This is a genomic window from Pseudomonas oleovorans subsp. oleovorans, from assembly GCF_002197815.1.
Lineage (GTDB): Bacteria > Pseudomonadota > Gammaproteobacteria > Pseudomonadales > Pseudomonadaceae > Aquipseudomonas > Aquipseudomonas oleovorans.
Genome location: NZ_NIUB01000021.1, coordinates 1 through 20,564, shown reverse-complemented (window position 1 = coordinate 20,564; position 20,564 = coordinate 1). Strand labels below are relative to the sequence as shown.

Genomic DNA, 20,564 nt, shown 5'->3' with positions numbered 1-20,564 from the left:
CTTAGGCCTCCCGGCGAGCCTGAATGAAACGTAGCGCCTGATACAGGGCGCGCACCTTGGGCATATCGAAACCCGCGGCATCGGCAGCCGCCAGAGGTGCTTCATAGATGGCGTGCAGCTCGGCCGGTCGCCCCTGGGCAAAGTCGTGGTACATGCTCGGCAGGTAATCGGGCATGCGCTGTGTGGCGGTCAGCAATTTGTCCGCATAGCTGTCCGGCATGACGTAGCCCAGTACCTGAGCAGCCTGCACCACTTCCTGCATCATGTCAGCGATCAGTGCGCGGCTGTCAGCATTACCCATCAGGCGCCGTGTATCGGCATCGAGCAGCACCGACAGGCCGTTATAAGGGATGTTCCACACCAACTTCTGCCAGCGCGTCTGCGCCAGATCACGCATCGCCGCCGAATCCAGGCCGGTGCTGCGCAGCAGGCTGGCGCCCTCCTCGGCCAGCGCCAATCGCGCCTCATCGTCGGTCAACGGTCCGGAGTGATAGGCCAGGTTGATCGCCCCCAGCGCCTGATGCTCGATCACGCCCGGCGCACTGCGATGAACGCAGATGTAACAGAGCCCGCCCAACAGATGCAGGTCATCGCTCAACAGTGGGCGCAGCTCATCTTCCACTGCCAGGCCATTTTGCAGCAGCACCATCTTGGCACCTGGCGCTGTAGCCTTGGCAATCAGCGGCGCCAGCTCGGCATTGGCCGTGGTCTTGGCACCGACCAGCAACCAGTCGCACGGTGGCATCTCGTCGACATGCTGGTAGGCCTGTACCGGCGCCAGGTTCAGTGCACCATGTACCGCGCTGTTCAACTGCAGGCCTCGCTCGACCACCGCGCCGTACTCGCTGCGCAGCAAAAAGTGCACGTCATGACCCGCGCGAGCCAGCAGCATTCCGTAGAAACCGCCAATGGCACCGGTGCCGATGATGCCGATACGTGGCGCAGGGTATTGAGACATCAGGGAAGCTCCTCAGCCGGGCGAAGCAGGGCCTCGCCCATGGCGTTAACCAGATCGGAATGGGTAAGACGCGTGTGCAATGCGCCAAAGAAATGACCGTCCTTGACCAGAAACAGCGCCGGTAGATGGAATACCTCGTATCGCGTCACCAGTCCGGCGTTATGTCCGGCATCGACCCAGCACAGGCGTTCTATGGGCAGCGGCATGCCAGGCAAGGCCTGACGTGCCCAGCGGCAACTGGCACAGCCCGTGCTTGTGAACACCAGTAGCGAGGTGCCGGGAAGATCGAGTAGCCGGCGGTCGGCATCCAGATCTGTCAATTCCAATTGCGTCGCTATACTGAATTCAGTGATGTCAGTTTGCCTGCATTCAAGGTCGGTGTTCATGCGTAAGTTTCTGCGTCATCCAAGCGACATGCCGGTTGAACTGGTGCAGCGCAAACAAGCCTGCATTCCTCGGCAGCGGCTGAACAATATCAGCCTCGGCGGCGTCGCGTGCAACTCGTCGCGGGGGTTTCGCCGCGGTACCTCGGTGGAGCTACGTATTCCCCTACTAGGCGACCAGGCACGCTATCCCGGCGTCGTGGCCTGGTGCCGGCGACAGGAGGGGGATTATCTGGTGGGCATCGCCTTCATCGATGAAGACACCTTGTTTCGTGCGCGTATGGTCGAGCAGGTCTGCCAGATCCAGCATTACCGACAACAACTCGAACATGAGTCGGGCCAGCCCATGGCCATCGAGCAATGCGCTCAGGACTGGATCGCCAAGCATGCTGCGGAGTTTCCCTATCTCGCCTGAAAAAAACCTCTGCAGGAGCAAAACGCCACCTCATACTGCCAATCTATGAGGCTCATTGGACTTCACGCCCATTGTCGCGCAGCCCCGTACGCGCTAAGGTTCGGCTCCCCCTGCACCAACTAGCTGTGCACCGCCATAGGGGATCGCTGGCGGCCGGCACCCGTGACCTGACGACCTGACCCGATGAATAGCACGATGGCTGATTTACCGATCGACGACCTCAACGTCGCTTCCAACGAAACGCTGATCACCCCCGATCAGCTCAAACGCGAAATCCCCCTGACCGATGCTGCACTGAAGACCGTTGCCCATGGTCGCCAGGTGGTACGTGACATCCTCGACGGCAAGGATCATCGCCTGTTCGTGGTCGTCGGCCCTTGCTCCATCCACGACATCAAGGCCGCTCACGAATATGCCGAGCGCCTCAAGGTGCTAGCTGCCGAGCTGTCCGATAGCCTGTTCCTGGTCATGCGCGTGTACTTCGAGAAGCCGCGTACCACGGTCGGCTGGAAAGGCCTGATCAACGACCCCTACCTGGATGACTCGTTCAAGATCCAGGACGGTCTGCACATCGGCCGCAAGCTGCTGCGCGACCTGGCGGAAATGGGCCTGCCCACCGCCACCGAGGCGCTCGACCCGATTTCCCCGCAGTACCTGCAGGACCTGATCAGCTGGTCGGCCATCGGCGCGCGCACCACCGAATCCCAGACCCACCGCGAAATGGCCTCGGGCCTGTCCTCGGCAGTCGGCTTCAAGAATGGTACTGACGGCGGTCTGACCGTGGCGATCAATGCACTGCAGTCGGTTTCCAGCCCACACCGCTTCCTCGGCATCAACCAGGAAGGCGGCGTGTCCATCGTCACCACCAAGGGCAACGCCTACGGTCACGTGGTACTGCGCGGCGGCAACGGTAAACCCAACTACGATTCGGTCAGTGTGGCCATTTGTGAGCAGGAACTGACCAAAGCCGGCATCCGTCCAAACATCATGGTCGACTGCAGCCACGCCAACTCCAATAAGGACCCGGCCCTGCAGCCGCTGGTGCTGGAGAACGTGGCCAACCAGATCCTCGAGGGCAACAACTCCATCGTTGGTCTGATGGTCGAGAGCCACCTGGGCTGGGGCAATCAGTCGATTCCGAAGAACCTGTGCGACCTCAAGTACGGCGTATCCATCACCGATGCCTGCATCGACTGGGATACCACCGAGAAGAGCCTGCGCAGCATGCACGCCAAGCTCAAGGATGTGCTGCCCAAGCGCCCTCGCGGCTAAGCGGTAGCGCAGCAAAACAAACGCCGGGCATTGCCCGGCGTTTTCATATCTGCGCTCAACGTAGGGTGGGCTTCAGCCCACCCCTGCCGAGCCGACTCTACTGGTGCCGCGAACGGCGTTCCATGTAGCGCTCAACATACGAACAGGAGGGAATCACCGTATAGCCTTTGCCTTCGGCATACTGCAGGGCATGCTCGGTGAGCGCGGCGGCAATACCGCGCCCGCGCAGGGTATTGGGGACGAAGGTGCGATAGATATCCAGCGTCTGCTTGCCCAGATCCATATAGGCCAGATAGGCGCGATCACCATCGACGGTCGTCACGAACTGATGACTCGTCTGGTCGTGATGGATGGAAAGCCCTTCGCTCATCTTCTCTCCTCAAGCCGCAAACCGTTAGCGGCGCACCTATTTCTACCTCATACCCGCATGTCGACGAAAGCGTAAATTTACATTTCAGCGCATTCCCTTCAAGACCCGGCCTTGCGGACACAGACTGCCTGCACAGGTTCAGAGGCTCAGAAGTGCAATGCACAGCAATACGGCAACCACTGGAATCAACACGGTGATGACGAAGATGTCCTTGTAGGCCTGCTTGTGCGTCAAACCCATGATCATCAGCATGGCGATCACCGCACCGCAGTGCGGCAGCGAGTCCAATCCACCCGCAGCAATATTGGCGATACGGTGCAACACCTCAGGCTCGATGCCCATTTCCAGGTAGCTGGGCGCCAGCGTCTGCATGAAAATCTGCAGGCCACCGGAAGACGAACCGACGATCCCGGAAACCACACTGACCGAAGCGAACACCGACAGCAGCGGCGGCAGATCCACCGCCAATATCCATTGGGCGAACTGGGCAAAACCCGCAGTCTGCGTCACCACACCGCCAAAACCGATCACCGCAGCCGTATTGAGCAGCGGCATGATCGCATCATCGGCCCCCTGCCCAAGCAGACTGACCGTGTTACGGCGCAGGCTCGGGAACAGCATCACGGCCACCCCTGTGGCAATCACCAGGGCCAGGCTGGGCCAGAGAATCGGCTGCGCCTGACTGAAGGCCAGCAAGCCTCCCAGCGCGCTCTCACCAGGCGTAGCCATACCTGTTAAGGCGAGCAAGCGCGGCAACAGAATGATCCCCAGCACCACGATGATCGGCACCAGCGCCATCCCCCAGTGCGGCCCGCTACCGGGCGTGCCGGCCAACTGCTGCATGCGCTCATCCTGAGCATTGGGCTCGAAGCCCTCGCCACGCTCACGCGCCAGACGCCACTCGCGCTGCAAATAGGCCATCCCCAGAACGATCATCACCAGCGATGCGAACAAACCGATCCAGGCACCGGCGAACAGATCGGTCCCCAGCGCACTGGCGGCGATCACGTTATGAATCGAAGGTGAGCCAGGCAACGCCGTCATGGTGAAGGTGCCAGAGCCCAGCGCAGTGGCAGCACAGAATAGCCGCTTGGGCAGATTGGCCTCGCGCATCAGGGTGATGCCCAGCGGATACATGGTGAAGATCACTACGAACACCACGACCCCGCCATAGGTCAGCACGGCACATACCAGCATTGCCACCCAGAGCGTGCGTTGCGTGCCCAGCCCACGGGTGATGGCCTGAGCGATACTGCTGGCGGCCTGGCTGGCAGCCATGACCTTGCCGAAGATCGCACCGCAGAGAAACAGCACGAAGAACTTGCCGGCGAAGGTAAAGGCGCCCAACGGACCAAAAGGAAAATGCTCGAGTAACGCTCCCGGTACCGCTACACCATTGCTCAACGCCACCAGAATGGAACAAAGCAATGCCGCGATGAATATATTCACCCCACGCAACGCCATGAAGATAAGTAACGCCAAACCGAGCAACAGCCCCAAATTCCCAAGCATCTGCGTTCCCTCTTTTTGTTTTAGTTGCAAAGCTGGGGCATTTATAACAGCTGGTAAAAGCGTTGCACTGTTGCGATTGCGTAACTGAGTGTTTTTTAGCCAACCCCCTTGGGCGGCACCCTGCGCGCAGAAAAAAAACTGCAACTCTTGCCTTGGCTCCGTTTACTTACTAAAAGTAATAGGTAGTATGTACGCCGGCTAATTTCCCACAGTAGGGAAATTGCTTTTTATGGAAAACTCCACCTAAAGGGGAACACGATGAACAACGTTCTGAAATTCTCTGCTCTGGCTCTGGCCGCAGTTCTGGCTACCGGTTGCAGCAGCATGTCCAAAGAAACCGAAGCTCGTCTGACTGCTACCGAAGACGCAGCTGCCCGCGCTCAAGCCCGTGCCGACGAAGCCTACCGCAAGGCTGATGAAGCTCTGGCCGCCGCTCAGAAAGCTCAGCAGACCGCTGACGAAGCCAACGAGCGCGCTCTGCGCATGCTGGAAAAAGCAAGCCGCAAGTAATTTGCGACTCGTTTTTAGAAAGCCGCCCAGGCAACTGGTGCGGCTTTTTTATTGGGCGGCGCTGACCAGGCAATAAAAAACCCGCCAACACGAATGCAGGCGGGTTGTAGACTACGGTATCGAATCAGAACGGGTTGTCACTGCTCGCAACGACTTGCTCGGTCTGCGCGGCAATCGGTACTGGCATACCGTCTTCGGCAGCCACCACCTCGCGTACCATGTCCCAGTCAAGACGCAGACCGCTGAGCTCGTCGCGCTTGAGCAGGGCGTTGATCACGGCCGTGTGCTTGTCGACAACCGACGGAACACCTTCATCATCGAGCGGTGCATGCGCTTCCAGGTAGACCTTGTCGCCACTCACGCCGAACTTGTAGGGCTCATTGATGATGCGCACCGGCGTTCCCACCGGCACCATGCCTGCCAGTTCCAGCACGTTATGGTTGAGCATGCGGAAGCAGCCATGGCTGACGCGCATGCCAATACCGAACTTCTTGTTCGAACCGTGGATCAGGTAGCCCGGGAAGGACAACGTCATCTTGTACGGCCCCAACGGGTTGTCCGGGCCAGGCGGCACCACGGTGGGCAGAATGTCGCCCTCGGCAGCGTGCTCTTCGCGAATCGACTTGGGCGGATACCAGGCCGGGTTCGGCGTCTTGACGGTCACACGCCCGGTTCCCAATGGCGAGCCCCAGCCTTCACGGCCGATACCCAACGGAAAGGTGTGCACCACATTCTGCCCTTTCGGGAAGTAATACAGACGGTACTCGGCCAGGTTGATCACGATACCTTCGCGCGGGCCAGGTGGCAGCACATAGCGGGTCGGCAGGATGATCTCGGTTCCCTCACCCGGCAGCCAGGGATCGACACCGGGGTTGGCGGCGACCATTTCCAGGTAGCCAAGATCGTTGGCCGTTCCCAGATCGGCGAACGTATCCTCGTACTTGGCCTTGATCACCTGTACCTGGCCCACCACATCCTCACCTGGCGGCGGCAATGGCAGTTCGAGAGCCTGCACCGTGGCACTGCAGCACAGTGCGAGCAACGTCAGGCAGCGGTTGACCGCAGAGAAGCGCGACAACATCCGGTATGTCCCCTGAGAATGGAAAGATATGGCGGCGATTGTACACCGCGTTTATAACAGCGGGCAGGCCTCAGCCGTCCGCCCAGTTCGAGCACAGACCCTGCCGCTGCGCCTCGAGCGTCGCCAAACAGGCGGCACAGAGTCGACTATCGCGCAGCCAGGGCTTTTCCAGTGCCTGCCAGCGTGGCCGGGCCGGTAACAAACCGCCACACAATGTCCGATCAGCATGGCCGCCCAGACGCAACTGGCGAGCCACAAGATGCACACGCACCTCACGACAGGCGAACAGATCCAGCTGCTCATCCGGCTCGATCAATTGATAGGCATATAGGGACCAGGCGAGACGCGGCATCTGGGGCTCCGTGACAGGCCGGCCACATTAGCCGAAAGGCTCGAGGCGGAAAAGCCTTGCTCGTTGCAGTGTGCTGCACTCAAAACCGACTCAGAGCATGGGTTTGAGCGTCGGCCAGACATTATCCAGTAGTATTTCCTGCGCAGCCTCGGCCGGATGAATGCCGTCGGCCTGCATCATGCCCGGTACACCGCCCACCCCCTCAAGGAAGAACGGCACCAGAGACACCTGCTTCTGCTCCGCCAGATCAGTGAAAACCTGGGCGAAAGCCGTGGTGTAACGCACGCCATAATTGGGTGGCAGCTTCATCCCCAGAAGCAGCACCTTGGCTCCTGCCTGCTGCGACTGCTCGACCATAGACGCAAGATTCTGTTGCAATTGCGCAGGGGGCTGTCCACGCAGCCCGTCATTGCCACCCAACTCAATGATGACCAGCTCCGGCTTGTGCTCTGCAAGCAGCGCAGAGAGCCGCGCAGCGCCGCCTGCGCTGGTGTCGCCGCTGATCGAGGCATTAACCACCGAGTGCTCGAAACCCTCTTCACTCAGCCGCTTTTCCAGCAAGGCGACCCAGCCCTGGCGGCTATCCAGGCCAAAAGCGGCGCTGATACTATCGCCGACCACAAGCAGGGTGCCTGCCACCGCTCCCTGAGCCCAGAACATCAGGGCCAAGGCACCACTCAGCCACCATGCACGCATTTGGAATCTCCATGACCTCGAGCATTCTCGCTGCGCGGAACCTTAGCAAAGTGGTCAGCAGCACGGAAGGCGAGCTGACAATCCTTCATGACCTCGACCTCGACCTGAACAAAGGCGATAGCCTGGCCATCGTCGGCAGCTCTGGCTCCGGAAAATCCACCCTGCTCGGCCTGCTGGCTGGCCTCGACCTGCCCAGCGGCGGCGCGGTACTGCTGGCCGGCAACAACCTCAGCGAGCTCGACGAGGACCAGCGTGCGCGCCTGCGCGCCGAGCATGTGGGTTTCGTCTTCCAGTCGTTCCAGTTGCTCGACAGCCTCAACGCGCAGGAGAACGTGATGCTGCCGCTGGAGCTGGAAGGCCACGCCGATGCCCGCCAGCGCGCCCGAGCTCTGCTCGAACGCGTCGGTCTGGGGCAACGTCTGACGCACTACCCGCGCCAGCTATCCGGTGGCGAGCAACAGCGCGTGGCCATTGCCCGCGCCTTCGCTGCAGAACCGGACGTGCTGTTCGCCGATGAGCCCACCGGCAACCTCGACAGCCACACCGGAGAACGCATCAGCGACCTGCTGTTTCAGCTCAACCAGGAACGCGGGACCACCCTGGTGCTGGTCACCCACGACGAACGCCTGGCGCACCGCTGCCAGCGCCTGATTCGCCTGGAAGCCGGACACCTGATCGAACGCGTGGAGCCCTGATGAAACGCGTGCCCGTCACTCGCCTGTTTTCGCTCGCTGCCCGCCAACTGCTGCGCGATGCCCGCGCCGGCGAGTTGCGGGTGCTGTTCTTCGCCTTGCTAGTCGCGGTGGCCGCCAGCAGCGCCATCGGTTATTTCGGCGCACGCCTGAATGACGCCATGCTGCTGCGCGCCAGTGAGTTTCTCGCCGCAGATCTCCGCCTGAGCGGTAGCTCACCCGCCAGCCAGGAACAGATAGACGCAGGGCTCAAGCTGGGCCTTGATCACGCCCAGGCGGTGGAGTTTTCCAGTGTGGTTGCCGCTGCGGATGGCATTCAGCTGGCCAGCGTAAAGGCAGCCAACAGCCGTTATCCGCTGCGCGGCGAACTGAGGAGCGCTGCCGAACCCTACGCACCAGAGGAAGCGGGTTCCGGCCCGCGCCCCGGAGAAGCCTGGGCCGAAGCACGCCTGATGGTCGCGCTGAATCTGAAGATTGGCGATGAACTGGAAATAGGCGCCAAAACCCTGCGCTTGAGCCGTGTGCTGACCTATGACCCGGACACCGCTGGCGATTTCTACAGCCTGACGCCGCGCGTGCTGATGCACCTGGACGACCTTGCCGCCACCGAGGTGGTGCAGCCTGGCAGTCGCGTGCGCTTCCGCGAACTCTGGCGCGGCGATGCCGACACCCTGGCCGCCTACCGCCAGGCCGTCGAAGCCGGTCTGGAGCCCAATCAGCGCCTGGACGACGCCCGTGACGGTAATCGCCAGGTAGGCGGCGCCCTCGGCCGTGCCGAACGCTATCTGAACCTGGCCAGCCTCGCGGCGGTGCTGCTCGCCGGCGTAGCAGTGGCACTGTCGTCGGCACGCTTCGCCGCAAGGCGCTTCGACGCCAGCGCCCTGCTGCGCTGCCTCGGGCTGTCGCGACGCGAAGCGCTGGCCCTGTTCGGCCTGCAACTGGCGTTGCTCGGGCTGGTTGCCTGCGTGATCGGCGCGCTACTGGGCTGGGCTGGTCAGCACGCGCTGTTCTATCTTCTGCGTGGCCTGATCCCGGATGATCTGCCGCCGGCCAACCTGTGGCCCGCATTGGCCGGCATGGCCACCGGCCTGGTGGCGCTGGCCGGTTTCGCCCTGCCGCCGCTGGCGGCACTCGGCCGCGTGCCACCGCTGCGAGTGCTACGCCGCGATATGCTGCCGCTACCGGCCAGCTCCTGGCTGGTCTACGGCGCAGCGCTGATCGCACTGGGTTTGATCATGTGGCGCCTGAGCCTGGATCTGCGCCTGACGCTGGCACTGCTGGGTGGCGGACTACTCGCTGCATTGCTGCTCGGCAGCCTGTTGTTGCTCGGCTTGCAAAGCCTACGCCGCCTGCTGCAACGCGCCGCCCTGCCCTGGCGCCTGGGTCTGGGCCAGTTGCTGCGCCATCCGCTGGCTGCAGCCGGACAATCGCTGGCCTTCGGTCTGATCCTGCTGGCCATGGCGCTGATCGCCCTGCTGCGCGGCGAGCTGCTCGATACCTGGCAGGACCAGTTGCCGGAGGACGCGCCCAATCACTTCGCGCTCAACGTGCTGCCGGCCGAGCGCGATGCCTTCGCCGCGCGCCTGGCTGAACTGTCTCCACACCCGGCGCCGCTGTATCCGGTGGTACCGGGTCGCCTGATCATGATCAACGGCGAGCCGGTGCGCCAATTGGTAACCAAGGAAAGTCGCGGCGAGCGGGCCATTCAGCGCGACCTGAGCCTGACCTGGGCCGAGGATCTGCCATCCGACAACCTGATCACCGCTGGCAATTGGTGGGGCGCCGCGCACGCCAGCGAGCTGCCTGGCGTTTCCGTCGAATCCGAGCTGGCCGAAAGCCTGCAACTGAAGCTCGGCGACCAGTTGCGTTTCAATGTCGGCGGTATCGAACGCGACGCGCAGGTCACCAGCCTGCGCCAGGTGGATTGGGACAGTTTCCAGCCCAACTTCTACATGATCTTCGAGCCGCAGACCCTGCAGGACCTGCCTGCCACCTATCTGACCAGCTTCTACCTGCCGCCCGGCCAGGACGCGGAGCTGGTAGCCCTCAGCCGCGCCTTCCCCAGCGTGACGCTGCTGCAGGTCGACGCCCTGCTGGCGCAACTGCGCAGCATCCTCGCTCAGGTCACCCTGGCCATCGAGTACGTACTGCTGTTCGTGCTCGCCGCCGGCATCACCGTGCTGCTCGCCGGGCTGCAGGCAACCCTGGATGAACGCATTCGCCAGGGCGCGCTGCTGCGCGCACTGGGCGCCGAACGCAAGCTGCTGATCAGCGCTCGCCGCGCCGAGTTCGGCCTGCTCGGCGCGGCTGCCGGCCTGCTGGCCGCGCTGGGCTGCGAGCTGGTGAGCTTTCTGCTCTATCGCTATGCATTCGACATGAGCTGGCAACCGCACCCCTGGCTGCTTCTTCTGCCACTGATCGGCGCGCTGCTGATCGGTCTGGCCGGCGTGCTCGGCACCCGCCGCGCACTGAATGCCAGCCCGTTGAGCGTGCTACGCGAAGGCTGAGAACCGTGAGAGGGGTTTGCTAAACTTGGCGCCCCTCTTCATCCCCGAGACACCATGAGCCGCTATCGCCCCCCTCGCCCTGCCGGTACACCACTGATCACGCCAGAGGGCGAAGCGCGCCTGCGTGCCGAGCTTCACGAGTTGTGGCATGTGCGCAGGCCACAGGTGACGCAATCGGTCAGCGAAGCGGCGGCCCAAGGCGATCGCTCGGAGAACGCCGAATACACCTACGGCAAGAAGATGCTGCGCGAGATCGACAGTCGCGTGCGCTTTCTCACCAAGCGTCTGGAAAAGCTCAAGGTCGTCAGCGACAAGCCGTCCGATCCGAACAAGGTGTACTTCGGTGCCTGGGTCACCATCGAAGACGAAGACGGCGAACAGTCGCGCTACCGCATCGTCGGCCCCGACGAGCTGGACCTGAAACAGGGCCTGATCAGTATCGACTCGCCTCTGGCCCGCGCCCTGGTCGGCAAGGAGCTGGACGCCGAAGTGCGGGTGCACAGCCCCAGTGGTGAGAAGACCTGCTACATCGTCGAGATCGAATATCCGTAGGTGCTGTAGGGGCTCGGCTCGCGAATACTGGCGCTTAAAAAGCTTCGCGAGCAGAGCTCGCTCCTACGCAGATGGCCGGCTTCCCCACAGCCCAACTAGCGCCGGGTGATCAGCCCCTGACGCGCCACCCGCACCAGCTCACCGACGGTTTGTGCCACGTCCTCGGCGCTGGGGGCCTGGATCACCGCCAGGTCGAAGCTGTCCCGCGCAAAACGACTCAGCGACTCGCCGTTCTGCACGAACTGGATGCGAAAGGCACGCGACCCGGCCCAGCGCTTGGGCCAGCCTTCGAGATAGCGCAGCAAGGTGGGCTGGTGGCTGCCGCCCAGCAGCACACGCGAGTTGCGCAGCAGCAGGCCCGAGGTGATGGGCGCCAGACGAATAAAGGGTTGGGGACAGATCATGGTCGAGTCTCCGCCTCGAAAATCCCGCTGGGCAGCGGTGAGAGGCGACACCGAACCAGCGCTTTAGCGGAATTTCAGGCGTTGATGACAACCCCCTGTGGCGCCCCGCAAGTAGCTGTTTAAATCGGCGCAGGGCGCATCCTAGAGAAGCCCACGGCAAACTGTCAAGGCGCCCCCACTTCGACCCCAACCTTCGATTGGGCGACGGTCAGTCCGCGCATTTCCATCCGCTCAAAAGACCCGTTCCTGGCCCTGGACGCCCCGCCTGGCCAGATCGATTGCGGCCCTCGGCGCGACCTGACGTTTCGGCACGTAACAGAAAGTACGCAGCGATATCGAGGCCAAGTCGCCCGAAAACCCCGGAAGGCGCCTGTATAGAGGGTTCGCCGGAAACTGCAGGACGATGGCATGTTTCCTGCGATCGTTCTTGCGCCGTACGCGCCACGGAATGGGCGTGATCTGTAATGAACCACCTCGACGAGGTTAACCAGACCCTGGGCCTGACCAGCCTGTTCGAGACCGACCCGGTGACGGTCTACCGCCAGCACGCCAACCGCCTGAAGAACGCCGGGCTCTGAACTGCTGCGCTTCGTAGGCTGCGCCGTGCGCACCGGATGCTGGGAACGTCGGCATTTCGGTGCGCTCGGCGCACCCTGCGAGGTACCAGCGCTGAGCAATGGTTCGAACGCCTTAATGGAAGCTGCCGTGAAGAAAACCCTGTCCGCCCTGCCTTTCCTGATCGTTGCCGGCCTGGCGTTGATGCTTTACCTGCAACCCGGACACCAACCGACCCAATTCACGCCTCCCGCCGCCACTGCCACGGCTACGCAGCCCGTGCAGGCTCCGGCTGCAGAGGCCTTAACACCGACCGACCAAGACACACAGAAGAAGGCCACGACGCTGGCCCTGCCCAGCTCCTTCGTCGGCACCGAAGTCGACGGCAGCTTTCGCGTGGACGCTGCCGGCAATCTGATCATCAGCGAAGACATCCGCCGGATCTTCGATTACTTCCTCGCCAGCATCGGCGAGGAAAGCCTGGATGCCAGCGTGTCACGTCTGCGCAACTACATCGACAGCCAATTGCAGGAACCTGCACGGGCCCGCGCAGGCCTTGCTGGAGCAATACCTGAGCTACAAGCGTGAGCTGGTGCTGCTGGAGCGCGACCTGCCGCAAATGGCCAGCCTGGATGCCATGCGCCAGCGCGAGACCGTCGTGCAGACCCTGCGCGCAAGACTGTTCGACAGCGAAACCCACCAGGCCTTCTTCGCCCGTGAGGAAGGCTACAACCGCGTCACCCTGGAGCGCCTGACCATCCAGTACGACAGCACAATGAGCGCAGAGGAGAAAGGCGTTGCCGTCGACCGCCTGCGCGCATCCCTGCCTGAAGAGCTGCAGCAGCACACCGCACGCCTGCAGGCCGAAGGCGCCAGCGCGGCGCAGATCCGCCAGATGCGTCAGCAGTTGGTAGGCGCCGAAGCCACCACGCGCCTGGAGGCGCTGGATAGCCAACGACAGAGTTGGCAGCGGCGCCTGGATGACTACATCACTGCCAAGGCGAAGATTCAGGTCAATGAGGGACTCAGCAGCGGCGACAAGCGCGCGGCGATCGAGGCGCTGGCTGCAGAACGTTTCGATGAGCGTGAACGCCTGCGCCTGGACGCCGCCGAGCAATTGGCAGCCGCCAGCAAGAAGCAGTAGCCTCAGGCGCTGTCGCGCATCACCAGTTCGAAACCGACGTCAATGCAGTGCTGTTCCGGCATTTCGCCACGCATCAGCGCCAGCAGCATGTTCGCCGCCAGCTCGCCGATACGCCCACGCGTGGTACGTACCGTGCTCAGCGCCGGATGCATCCAGGCCGCTGCCGGCAGGTCGTTGAAACCGGCGATGGCCAGGCGTCCCGGCACGTCCAGGCCCAGCTGACGCGCGCGGAACAGCGCGCCCATGGCCAGGTCGTCGTTGTTGAAGAACACCGCATCAATCTGCGGCTGCTGCGCCAGCAGGCGATCGAGCAACTCGGCGCCCAAGCCGATGGATGACAACTGCGGTGTCAGCAACTCCAACGCCGGATCATGTCGATTGAGGTAGCGCATCACCTGTCGGTAGCCTTCTGCACGCTGCAAGGTGCGCGGGTCAAGCTGCGCTGCGGCGAAGGCGATATGGCGGTAACCACGCTGCACCAGGGCACGGGTCATGGCGGCGCCGGCTTCGACCTGAGAGAAGCCGACGCAGTAATCCTCCGGCTCCTCGCTCAGCTCCATCAGCGTTACCAACGGGCAACTGCTGGCGCCGAGGATTTCGCGCGCCGCGTCGCTGCGCTCGAAACCCGTAAGCAGCAGACCCGCTGGCTGGTGCGCCAGATAGGAACGCAACAGGCGCTCATCCTCCTCGACCCGGTAGTGACTGACGCCGATCATCATTTCGAAGCCGGCCGGCATCAGCACCCGCTGGATGGCCTCCACGGTGTCGACGAACACCGAGTTCGACAGCGACGGGATCACCACAGCCACCAGGTTCGAGCGTGAACTGGCCAATGCCCGCGCTGCCGGGTTGGGCACGTAACCCAGCGCCTGGGCCGCGCGCATCACCTGCTCGCGCAGCGCATCAGACACCCGCCCCGGCTGCGACAGCGCGCGCGAAGCGGACATCAACGAGCAGCCCGCGGCCTTGGCCACATCGGACAGGGTGACACGTTCGGCAGATCGGCGTCGGCGTTGAGTCATAGCGCCTCCATTGGTTAGCAGCGGATGATTCTACCAGCGCTGCCGTTGAATAAAGCGCGGGACACGCCGCCCGGGGTAACGCCACCATGCAAGGAGCGTTACCACCTGCGTGCCCCGCAAAACTGCGAGCCCGCCCAGCATCAGCGGCGTACTGGCCGCCATTCCTGGGCCAGCCCTTATAGAGCGGCCTTTTCGGCTTCAGCCTGGACCTGATCGAACAGCTGCTGGCCAACCGTGTCGACGACCTTCTGGATCGCCGGTGCGGCCTGCTCACGCATGCGCTGCACCTCGGCCGGCGCCACTTCGTTGATCTGCATGCCCTTGTCTTTCAGCTCGGCCAACGCACGGGCGGCTTCCTCACGGGTGTCCTGGCGCTCGAAGTCGCGCGCCTTCTTTGCCGCTTCCAGCAGGATGCTCTGCTCGGTTGGCGACAGGCCGTCCCACCAGCGCTTGGACACGGTGACGATCCACGGGCTGTACACATGGTTGGTCACGGTCAGGTACTGCTGCACCTCGTAGAACTTCGAGGAAAGAATGGTGTTGAAAGGGTTTTCCTGGCCATCGACGGCCTTGGTCTCCAGCGCGGTGAACAGCTCGGAGAACGGTAGCGGTACGGCGTTGGCGCCCATCAGCTTGAAGGTTTCGAGAAACACCGGGTTGGGCATCACGCGCAGCTTGACCCCGGAAAAGTCCTCCAGCCTGGTGATGGGCCGGGCATTGTTGGTCAGGTTGCGAAAGCCGTTCTCCCAATACACCAGCCCGACCAGGCCTTTCTCTTCCAGCTTGTCCATGACCTGGCGCCCCACCGGGCCGTCGAGCACGGCATCGGCCTGCTCGGCACTGCTGAACAGGAACGGCGTGTCCCACACGGCCATTTCTCTGGTGATACCCACCAGAGTCGCGGTAGAGCCGACCATCATTTCCTGCGCCCCACCGATCAGCGCGCTCTGCATCTGGTCGTCGGAACCCAGGCTGGCGGCGACGAAAGTGCGCACCTTGAGTTTGCCGTCGGAAGCCTTGGCCACCTCTTCGGCGAACAGCTTGGCCGCACGACCCTGGTTGCTGTTCTCGTTGAGACCGTAACCGAAGCGGATCATGCGCGAACGTACGTCATCGGCATGGGCGGTCAAACTGGCGAGCGGGCTGCAAAGCATGGCAGCAGCGAGGATGGCGAGCAGTGGACGTTTCATCGGGTCTACCTCTTATTGTTGTAAAGGATGACGGCGCGCCAGCGCCGCTGGGTCAACTCAGCGCAACCAGGCCAACGGCACGGTGACGATGGACGGGAATGCCACCAGCAGCGCGACGATGATCAGATAGATCATGAAGAACGGCATGACGCCGCGTACCAGCACCTCCATGTGCAACTTGCCGATACCGCCGACGACGTGAAGCACGGTGCCCACAGGCGGCGTGATCAGGCCGATGGAGCCGATCAGCACGAACATCACGCCGAAGTACACCGGATCGACCCCTGCCTTGATCGCGATGGGCGCCAGCACTGGCGCCAGAATCAGGATGGTCGGCGTCAGGTCCAGCACCATGCCCACCGCGATCATCAGCAGCATGATCGCCAGTACCAGCAGTTTGGGGTGCTCGGCCAGCGGCCCGAGCATGGCGCCGATTTCGTCAGGCAACTGCGCCAGGGTAATCATGTAGGCCGAGACCGTCGCCGCGGCGCACAGGAACATCACCGACGCCGTGGTGCGACTGGCACGGGTCAGGGTCTCCATCAGGTCGTTCCAGCTCAACTCGCGGTAGAGCAAGGTGGACACGGCCAGCGCGTACATGGCGGCTACCACGGCGGCCTCGGTGGGCGTGAAGATACCGAAGCGCAGACCGCCAACGATGATCACCGGCAGCATCAGGGCAGCGGCGCCGTCGATCAGCACGCGGCGACGCTCGGCAGCAGTAGCCTTGGGCGGCGTAGGCTCGGTGAAGTCGCGAGCGATCAGCGTCCAGGCGACGATCAGGCCGGCGCCCATGATCAATCCCGGCACCAGGCCAGCCATGAACAGCTGGCTGATGGAGGTGTTGGTGACCACGCCATAGATCACGAACGGCATCGACGGCGGAATGATCGGCGCGATGATGCCGCCAGCGGCTACCAAGCCCGCCGAGGAATGCACCGGATAACCGCGCTGACGCATCATCGGCAACAGCAGGGTGGCGAGCGCAGCAGTATCGGCCAGTGCCGAACCGGACATGCTGGCCAGCAGCACGGCGGCCGCAATGGCAACGTAGCCGAGGCCTCCGCGCAGGTGGCCAAAGTAGGCCTGCGCCATGGCGATGATGCGCCGGGAAATGCCGCCGGCGTTCATCAGCTCGCCGGCCAGGATGAAGAACGGCACCGCCAGCAGCGGGAAGCTGTCAGCGCCGGCGAGCAGGTTCTGCGCCAGCAACTGCACGTCCCAGAAATCCAGGTACCACATCAGTACGGCCGCGGTAAGGATCAGGGCAAAGGCGATGGGCATGCCGAATGCCATGAACCCCAGCAGGGAAGAAAGAAATACCGCGACAGTCATCGGCAGGTCCTCGGTGGGCAGTGCCCGTCTTGTTGGAATGGAGCCAGCTTCATTCGACGTGCGCCTCACTCAGGGCCGGCTGCGGCGTACGCCGCCAGAGGTTGATCAACTGCACCACGGCGAGAATCGCCAGCACCAGCATGCTTGCCAGCACCGGTAGCATCGCCAGCACCACTGGGTAACCAACCACCGTACTGACGTTGCCCCAACCGAACTGCACCTGATTCCAAGCACCCAAGGCCGAGAGCAGGCTCGCTCCTGCCACGAGAATCCAGCTCAGTGAATCCACCAGCCGTTGCGCCAGCAGTGGGAAGCGGTCGCGAATCATGCGGAATGTCATCAGCTCGCCCCGCCGCATGCCAGAGGCCACACCGACGAAGACCAGCCAGACGAACGCCAACCGTGAAAGCTCCTCGGCGCCCGGCCAGCCGGTGCCGAAGGCGTAGCGCAGCACCACATTGGTAAACACCGCCACCACCATGAAGGCCATCAGCACCGCCATCAGGCCATCGGTCAGGCGATCGAACATGCGCGCGATGCGACCCTCATAGATCGGTTCGGCGCCTAGCTGGGCCGCTTGGTTAGCGCTATCAATTTCGCTATCGAGCATATCCTGGGCCTGGCTCGACACGGCCTCCGTGGCTTCGCGACGAACCCAGGCCTGGATATCGGCCACCAACGCTTGCCGCGACTGCTGCGCATCGACGACTCGTACGTATGGTTCACCTGCCGGGCTTTCGAGGGTGGCGAACTGGCTGTCGACCAGAGAAGTCGGCATGAAATGTCCAGGCCGAGCACCGACACGCTGCACCGCGGTGGCGTGATCAATATCCAGATGCACGAACTGCAACCCCGGAACCACCTGACGCAGGCGCTCGCGGTAAGCGCGCTTGAGCGCCGAGCAGGCCAGCACGAAGCATTCACCTGCGGCCTGCGCGCCCTGAATCTGCTCGCACAGTGCATCCAGCCAGTGGCGACGGTCTTCGTCGCTCAGCGCGTTGTCCGCGCGCATGCGCTCTATGTTTTCGGGAGGATGGAAATGATCGGCTTCGATATGGCGCCAACCGAGTGCGGTGGCGACCCCCTGGCTGATCTCGCTCTTGCCGGAGCCACTGACCCCCATGACCACCAGGGTGGTACGGGCGGCCAATGCGCAAGACTGCTGTTGCATGGGAACTCCATGGGCACCATCGAGGTGGCGCCGCTCATTGTTTGATCCAAATGTCAGCGCTACCCAAATCATCCGACAACCCTATTTCGGCAACATTTCGTAGAGCATTTCCGCTAATGGCTATCACCCAGCGCTGGCCCGCTACTGGCTGCCCGCATTGTTCCTGCCACTGGCTGCACAGGCCGAAAACGCCACCTACCAGGCCGACCCACTGGTGATCACCGGCAGCCGCTATCTGGCCAGCGGCTGGCAACTGCCCTTCTCGGTCAACCGCATCGATGCCGAACAGGCCACACTGGGCAAAACCGGCGTCAACCTCTCCGAAGCACTCGGCAGCGTTCCGGGACTGGTGGTGCAGAATCGGCAAAACTATGCGCAGGATCTGCAAATATCCTCACGCGGCTTTGGCGCCCGCTCGGCCTTCGGTATTCGTGGCATCAAGCTGCTGGCTGATGGTGTGCCGCTGTCCAATCCGGACGGCCAGGGCCAGGCGGCGACCTTCGACCTCGACACCCTGGAGCGCATCGAGGTCCTGCGTGGGCCATTCGCCAGCGTCTACGGCAGCAACTCCGGTGGTGTCATCCAGCTGTTCTCGCGCGATGGCGAAGGTGCCCCCAAGGTCGCGCTCGACACCTCCCAGGCCGCTTACGGCACCAGCCGTACCCGCGTCTCGGCCGAAGGCGGCAACGACAGAGCCGGTTTCATCATCAACCGCTCGCATTTCGAGACAGACGGTTACCGCGACCACAGCGGCGCCATCCTCGACAAGACCTTTGCCAAGCTGACCCTGTACCCGGATGACCTCAGCAAGCTCAGCCTGAGCTTCAGCGAACTGGATCAGAACGACACCCAGGACCCGCAGGGGCTGGAGTGGAAAGATGTAAAAGCCAACCGGCGTGCTGCCGCGCCTAGCGCTCTGGAGTTCAATACGCGCAAGACCGTTGATCATCGTCAATTCGGTCTCAACTACGAACGCAGCTTTGCCGCTGGCATCTGGCAAAGCACGCTGTACAGCGGGACACGGCGGGTGATTCAGTACCAGTCGATTCGCCCAAACTTTCAAGCACCACAAAGCCACTCCGGCGGAGTGATCGACTTCGAGCGCCGCTTCCACGGTATCGGCAACCGCTGGATTCAATCGTTCGACCTGGGTAGCAGCCTGCTGACCGTCACCACCGGCCTGGACTACGACTATTCGCGCGATGACCGTCAGGGCTACGAGAACTTCGTCGGTGACACCCTCGGTGTGAAGGGCGATCTGCGCCGCGACGAGCGTAATGAGGTCACCAGTCTGTCGCCCTATCTGCAGGCAGCCTGGCAATTGGGCAAGCTAGAGATACAGGCTGGGCTGCGCCACAGCCAGGTGGAGTTCGACGTGGATGACCGCTTCCTGAGCAATGGCGACGACAGCGGCTCGGTCACCTACCGCAAGCTCACGCCCACTCTTGGCGCCAGTTACGCCTTGCTGCCAGATCTGAATATCTATGCCAGTTGGGGCAAGGGGCTGGAGACACCCACGCTCAACGAACTCTCCTACTCAGGCCCAGGCAACAGCTTCGGCTTCGATCTGAAACCTGCAACTAGCGAGCAGTTCGAGATTGGGCTGAAAGCCCGTCTGGCCGAGGCCACCAATCTGCAAGTGGCGCTGTTCCAGATCGATACCGACGACGAGCTGGTCGTAGCATCGGCCAGTGGTGGCCGCAACAGCTTCCAGAACGCCGCCCAAACCCGCCGCCGTGGCCTTGAGCTTTCCCTGGAAAGCCATCTGAGCGAAACCCTGCGCGCCAACCTCGCCTACACCCACATCGACGCCACTTACAGCAAGGATTTCACCAGTCGTAATCAACTCGTAGAATCCGGCAAGCACATGCCAGGCATTCCCGCCAACACCCTGTATGGTGAACTCGCCTGGCAGCCGGTGGGCTGGTTCAGCACCGCAGTCGAAGGCCTGTACCGCAGCAAGCTGTACGTCGAAGACAGCAATACTGCCAAGGCAGCGCCCAGCTATGCACTGTTCAACTGGCAGGCACGCTTCGAGCAGAAGGTCGGTGCAATGACTTTCAACCAGGTGCTACGCATCGACAACCTGCTGGATCGCGAATACATCGGCTCGGTGATAGTCGGTGACCGCAACGGCCGCTACTACGAACCCGGCCCGGAGCGCGCCTGGTATGTTGGCGCGGGCGTGCAGTACCAGTTCGATTGAGCTTGGCGAAGCATGCGCGCATCCAATACCCGGTCCTGAGACCCTCTGCCCCACTTGTGGGGTAAGGCGCCGGATACGCACGCGTTCAAAATCGGGTAGGAGACGGGGTTACCCCCGCCGTCCTCCCACACCACCGTACGTACGGTTCCGTATACGGCGGTTCCTGCCTACTGACAAACAGCATCAGCGAGCTTGGTTCCGTTGATGTGTCGCCTGCGGTAGCTAAGCGCCCAGACC

The 20,564-nt window shown here is 62.6% G+C and carries 19 protein-coding genes and 2 pseudogenes; 9 read left to right on the top strand and 12 right to left on the bottom strand.

Features of this window, described 5'->3' with window-relative positions:
* Position 1: 1 nt before the first annotated feature.
* Together PSOLE_RS13775 and PSOLE_RS13770 are read right to left on the bottom strand one after the other, a co-directional pair.
* Positions 2-958: a putative 2-dehydropantoate 2-reductase gene (locus PSOLE_RS13775; RefSeq protein WP_074858205.1), complete on the bottom strand. Its 957-nt coding sequence runs from the start codon at positions 956-958 to the stop codon at positions 2-4.
* Positions 958-1,344, bottom strand: a complete 387-nt coding sequence (locus PSOLE_RS13770) for a YbbN family protein (RefSeq protein ID WP_074858203.1) — start codon at positions 1,342-1,344, stop codon at positions 958-960. Before PSOLE_RS13770 ends, PSOLE_RS13775 begins: the two co-directional genes overlap by 1 nt.
* Here PSOLE_RS13770 and PSOLE_RS13765 point away from each other — a divergent pair.
* Positions 1,343-1,756 (top strand): PilZ domain-containing protein, encoded by a 414-nt coding sequence (locus PSOLE_RS13765; RefSeq protein ID WP_074858200.1) that lies wholly within the window; start codon positions 1,343-1,345, stop codon positions 1,754-1,756. The two genes, PSOLE_RS13770 and PSOLE_RS13765, sit on opposite strands and share 2 nt — an antisense overlap.
* 195 nt (positions 1,757-1,951) lie before the next feature.
* Entirely contained in the window at positions 1,952-3,028 is a 1,077-nt protein-coding gene (locus tag PSOLE_RS13760; protein WP_039964564.1) for a 3-deoxy-7-phosphoheptulonate synthase, read from the top strand.
* A gap of 97 nt (positions 3,029-3,125) precedes the next feature.
* Here the strand turns inward: PSOLE_RS13760 and PSOLE_RS13755 are convergent, their stop codons facing one another.
* Positions 3,126-3,398, bottom strand: coding sequence for a GNAT family N-acetyltransferase (locus PSOLE_RS13755; protein ID WP_003460019.1), 273 nt, complete (start codon positions 3,396-3,398; stop codon positions 3,126-3,128).
* A 138-nt stretch (positions 3,399-3,536) separates the two neighbouring features.
* A complete protein-coding gene (locus tag PSOLE_RS13750) occupies positions 3,537-4,910 on the bottom strand; it encodes a GntP family permease (protein WP_003460018.1) in 1,374 nt (457 codons plus the stop codon).
* Positions 4,911-5,168: 258 nt separating this feature from the next.
* On the opposite strand from PSOLE_RS13750, the gene oprI reads away from it, so the two are divergent.
* The gene (gene oprI / locus PSOLE_RS13745; RefSeq protein ID WP_003239826.1) at positions 5,169-5,420 is read left to right on the top strand and encodes an outer membrane lipoprotei OprI; all 252 of its coding nucleotides are present in this window, start codon (positions 5,169-5,171) and stop codon (positions 5,418-5,420) included.
* Positions 5,421-5,544: 124 nt separating this feature from the next.
* Here oprI and PSOLE_RS13740 read toward each other — a convergent pair whose 3' ends face one another.
* From PSOLE_RS13740 to PSOLE_RS13730, 3 genes are all read right to left on the bottom strand, one after another.
* The gene (locus PSOLE_RS13740; RefSeq protein ID WP_074858197.1) at positions 5,545-6,501 is read right to left on the bottom strand and encodes a L,D-transpeptidase family protein; all 957 of its coding nucleotides are present in this window, start codon (positions 6,499-6,501) and stop codon (positions 5,545-5,547) included.
* A gap of 70 nt (positions 6,502-6,571) precedes the next feature.
* Entirely contained in the window at positions 6,572-6,853 is a 282-nt protein-coding gene (locus PSOLE_RS13735; RefSeq protein ID WP_003460014.1) for a hypothetical protein, read from the bottom strand.
* A gap of 90 nt (positions 6,854-6,943) precedes the next feature.
* The gene (locus tag PSOLE_RS13730; RefSeq protein WP_003460012.1) at positions 6,944-7,549 is read right to left on the bottom strand and encodes an arylesterase; all 606 of its coding nucleotides are present in this window, start codon (positions 7,547-7,549) and stop codon (positions 6,944-6,946) included.
* Between the two features lie 11 nt (positions 7,550-7,560).
* Between PSOLE_RS13730 and PSOLE_RS13725 the strand changes: the two genes are divergently transcribed.
* From PSOLE_RS13725 to greB, 3 genes are read left to right on the top strand one after another with little or no spacing between them, the layout of a single operon-like run.
* Positions 7,561-8,244, top strand: a complete 684-nt coding sequence (locus PSOLE_RS13725; RefSeq protein ID WP_039964563.1) for an ABC transporter ATP-binding protein — start codon at positions 7,561-7,563, stop codon at positions 8,242-8,244.
* A complete protein-coding gene (locus PSOLE_RS13720; RefSeq protein ID WP_074858194.1) occupies positions 8,244-10,748 on the top strand; it encodes an ABC transporter permease in 2,505 nt (834 codons plus the stop codon). The genes PSOLE_RS13725 and PSOLE_RS13720 overlap by 1 nt, the downstream gene beginning before the upstream one ends.
* A gap of 54 nt (positions 10,749-10,802) precedes the next feature.
* Positions 10,803-11,300 carry a transcription elongation factor GreB gene (gene greB / locus PSOLE_RS13715; protein ID WP_003460007.1) on the top strand — a complete coding sequence of 166 codons (498 nt, stop codon included), beginning with the start codon at positions 10,803-10,805 and terminating at the stop codon, positions 11,298-11,300.
* A gap of 95 nt (positions 11,301-11,395) precedes the next feature.
* Here greB and PSOLE_RS13710 read toward each other — a convergent pair whose 3' ends face one another.
* On the bottom strand, positions 11,396-11,704 hold the full coding sequence (locus PSOLE_RS13710) for a hypothetical protein (RefSeq protein ID WP_074858191.1): 309 nt from the start codon (positions 11,702-11,704) through the stop codon (positions 11,396-11,398).
* Positions 11,705-12,168: 464 nt separating this feature from the next.
* Between PSOLE_RS13710 and PSOLE_RS23750 the strand changes: the two are divergent.
* A pseudogene (locus tag PSOLE_RS23750) lies at positions 12,169-12,282 on the top strand (lipase); the annotation flags it as partial.
* Between the two features lie 127 nt (positions 12,283-12,409).
* Positions 12,410-13,403: pseudogene (locus PSOLE_RS13705) on the top strand (lipase secretion chaperone).
* 2 nt (positions 13,404-13,405) lie between these two features.
* On the opposite strand, the gene gntR reads toward PSOLE_RS13705, so the two are convergent.
* From gntR to PSOLE_RS13685, 4 genes are all read right to left on the bottom strand, one after another.
* Positions 13,406-14,425, bottom strand: a complete 1,020-nt coding sequence (gene gntR / locus PSOLE_RS13700) for an HTH-type transcriptional regulator GntR (RefSeq protein ID WP_003460001.1) — start codon at positions 14,423-14,425, stop codon at positions 13,406-13,408.
* Between the two features lie 176 nt (positions 14,426-14,601).
* A complete protein-coding gene (locus PSOLE_RS13695) occupies positions 14,602-15,615 on the bottom strand; it encodes a TRAP transporter substrate-binding protein (protein WP_074858189.1) in 1,014 nt (337 codons plus the stop codon).
* Positions 15,616-15,672: 57 nt separating this feature from the next.
* A complete protein-coding gene (locus PSOLE_RS13690) occupies positions 15,673-16,950 on the bottom strand; it encodes a TRAP transporter large permease (RefSeq protein ID WP_074858186.1) in 1,278 nt (425 codons plus the stop codon).
* Positions 16,951-16,999: 49 nt separating this feature from the next.
* Complete coding sequence (locus PSOLE_RS13685) at positions 17,000-18,121, bottom strand: gluconokinase, GntK/IdnK-type (protein WP_003459995.1); 1,122 nt, start codon at positions 18,119-18,121, stop codon at positions 17,000-17,002.
* Positions 18,122-18,278: 157 nt separating this feature from the next.
* Here PSOLE_RS13685 and PSOLE_RS13680 point away from each other — a divergent pair, with 157 nt between their 5' ends.
* Positions 18,279-20,327, top strand: a complete 2,049-nt coding sequence (locus PSOLE_RS13680; protein WP_172480663.1) for a TonB-dependent receptor family protein — start codon at positions 18,279-18,281, stop codon at positions 20,325-20,327.
* Positions 20,328-20,564 lie beyond the last annotated feature (237 nt).

Bases quoted from the DNA above. Each gene is read 5' to 3' on its own strand.
- PSOLE_RS13775 (WP_074858205.1), bottom strand. From the start codon at position 958: ATGTCTCAATACCCTGCGCCACGTATCGGCATCATCGGCACCGGTGCC.
- PSOLE_RS13765 (WP_074858200.1), top strand. From the start codon at position 1,343: ATGCGTAAGTTTCTGCGTCATCCAAGCGACATGCCGGTTGAACTGGTG.
- PSOLE_RS13770 (WP_074858203.1), bottom strand. From the start codon at position 1,344: ATGAACACCGACCTTGAATGCAGGCAAACTGACATCACTGAATTCAGT.
- PSOLE_RS13760 (WP_039964564.1), top strand. From the start codon at position 1,952: ATGGCTGATTTACCGATCGACGACCTCAACGTCGCTTCCAACGAAACG.
- PSOLE_RS13755 (WP_003460019.1), bottom strand. From the start codon at position 3,398: ATGAGCGAAGGGCTTTCCATCCATCACGACCAGACGAGTCATCAGTTC.
- PSOLE_RS13750 (WP_003460018.1), bottom strand. From the start codon at position 4,910: ATGCTTGGGAATTTGGGGCTGTTGCTCGGTTTGGCGTTACTTATCTTC.
- oprI (WP_003239826.1), top strand. From the start codon at position 5,169: ATGAACAACGTTCTGAAATTCTCTGCTCTGGCTCTGGCCGCAGTTCTG.
- PSOLE_RS13740 (WP_074858197.1), bottom strand. From the start codon at position 6,501: ATGTTGTCGCGCTTCTCTGCGGTCAACCGCTGCCTGACGTTGCTCGCA.
- PSOLE_RS13735 (WP_003460014.1), bottom strand. From the start codon at position 6,853: ATGCCGCGTCTCGCCTGGTCCCTATATGCCTATCAATTGATCGAGCCG.
- PSOLE_RS13730 (WP_003460012.1), bottom strand. From the start codon at position 7,549: ATGCGTGCATGGTGGCTGAGTGGTGCCTTGGCCCTGATGTTCTGGGCT.
- PSOLE_RS13725 (WP_039964563.1), top strand. From the start codon at position 7,561: ATGACCTCGAGCATTCTCGCTGCGCGGAACCTTAGCAAAGTGGTCAGC.
- PSOLE_RS13720 (WP_074858194.1), top strand. From the start codon at position 8,244: ATGAAACGCGTGCCCGTCACTCGCCTGTTTTCGCTCGCTGCCCGCCAA.
- greB (WP_003460007.1), top strand. From the start codon at position 10,803: ATGAGCCGCTATCGCCCCCCTCGCCCTGCCGGTACACCACTGATCACG.
- PSOLE_RS13710 (WP_074858191.1), bottom strand. From the start codon at position 11,704: ATGATCTGTCCCCAACCCTTTATTCGTCTGGCGCCCATCACCTCGGGC.
- gntR (WP_003460001.1), bottom strand. From the start codon at position 14,425: ATGACTCAACGCCGACGCCGATCTGCCGAACGTGTCACCCTGTCCGAT.
- PSOLE_RS13695 (WP_074858189.1), bottom strand. From the start codon at position 15,615: ATGAAACGTCCACTGCTCGCCATCCTCGCTGCTGCCATGCTTTGCAGC.
- PSOLE_RS13690 (WP_074858186.1), bottom strand. From the start codon at position 16,950: ATGACTGTCGCGGTATTTCTTTCTTCCCTGCTGGGGTTCATGGCATTC.
- PSOLE_RS13685 (WP_003459995.1), bottom strand. From the start codon at position 18,121: ATGCAACAGCAGTCTTGCGCATTGGCCGCCCGTACCACCCTGGTGGTC.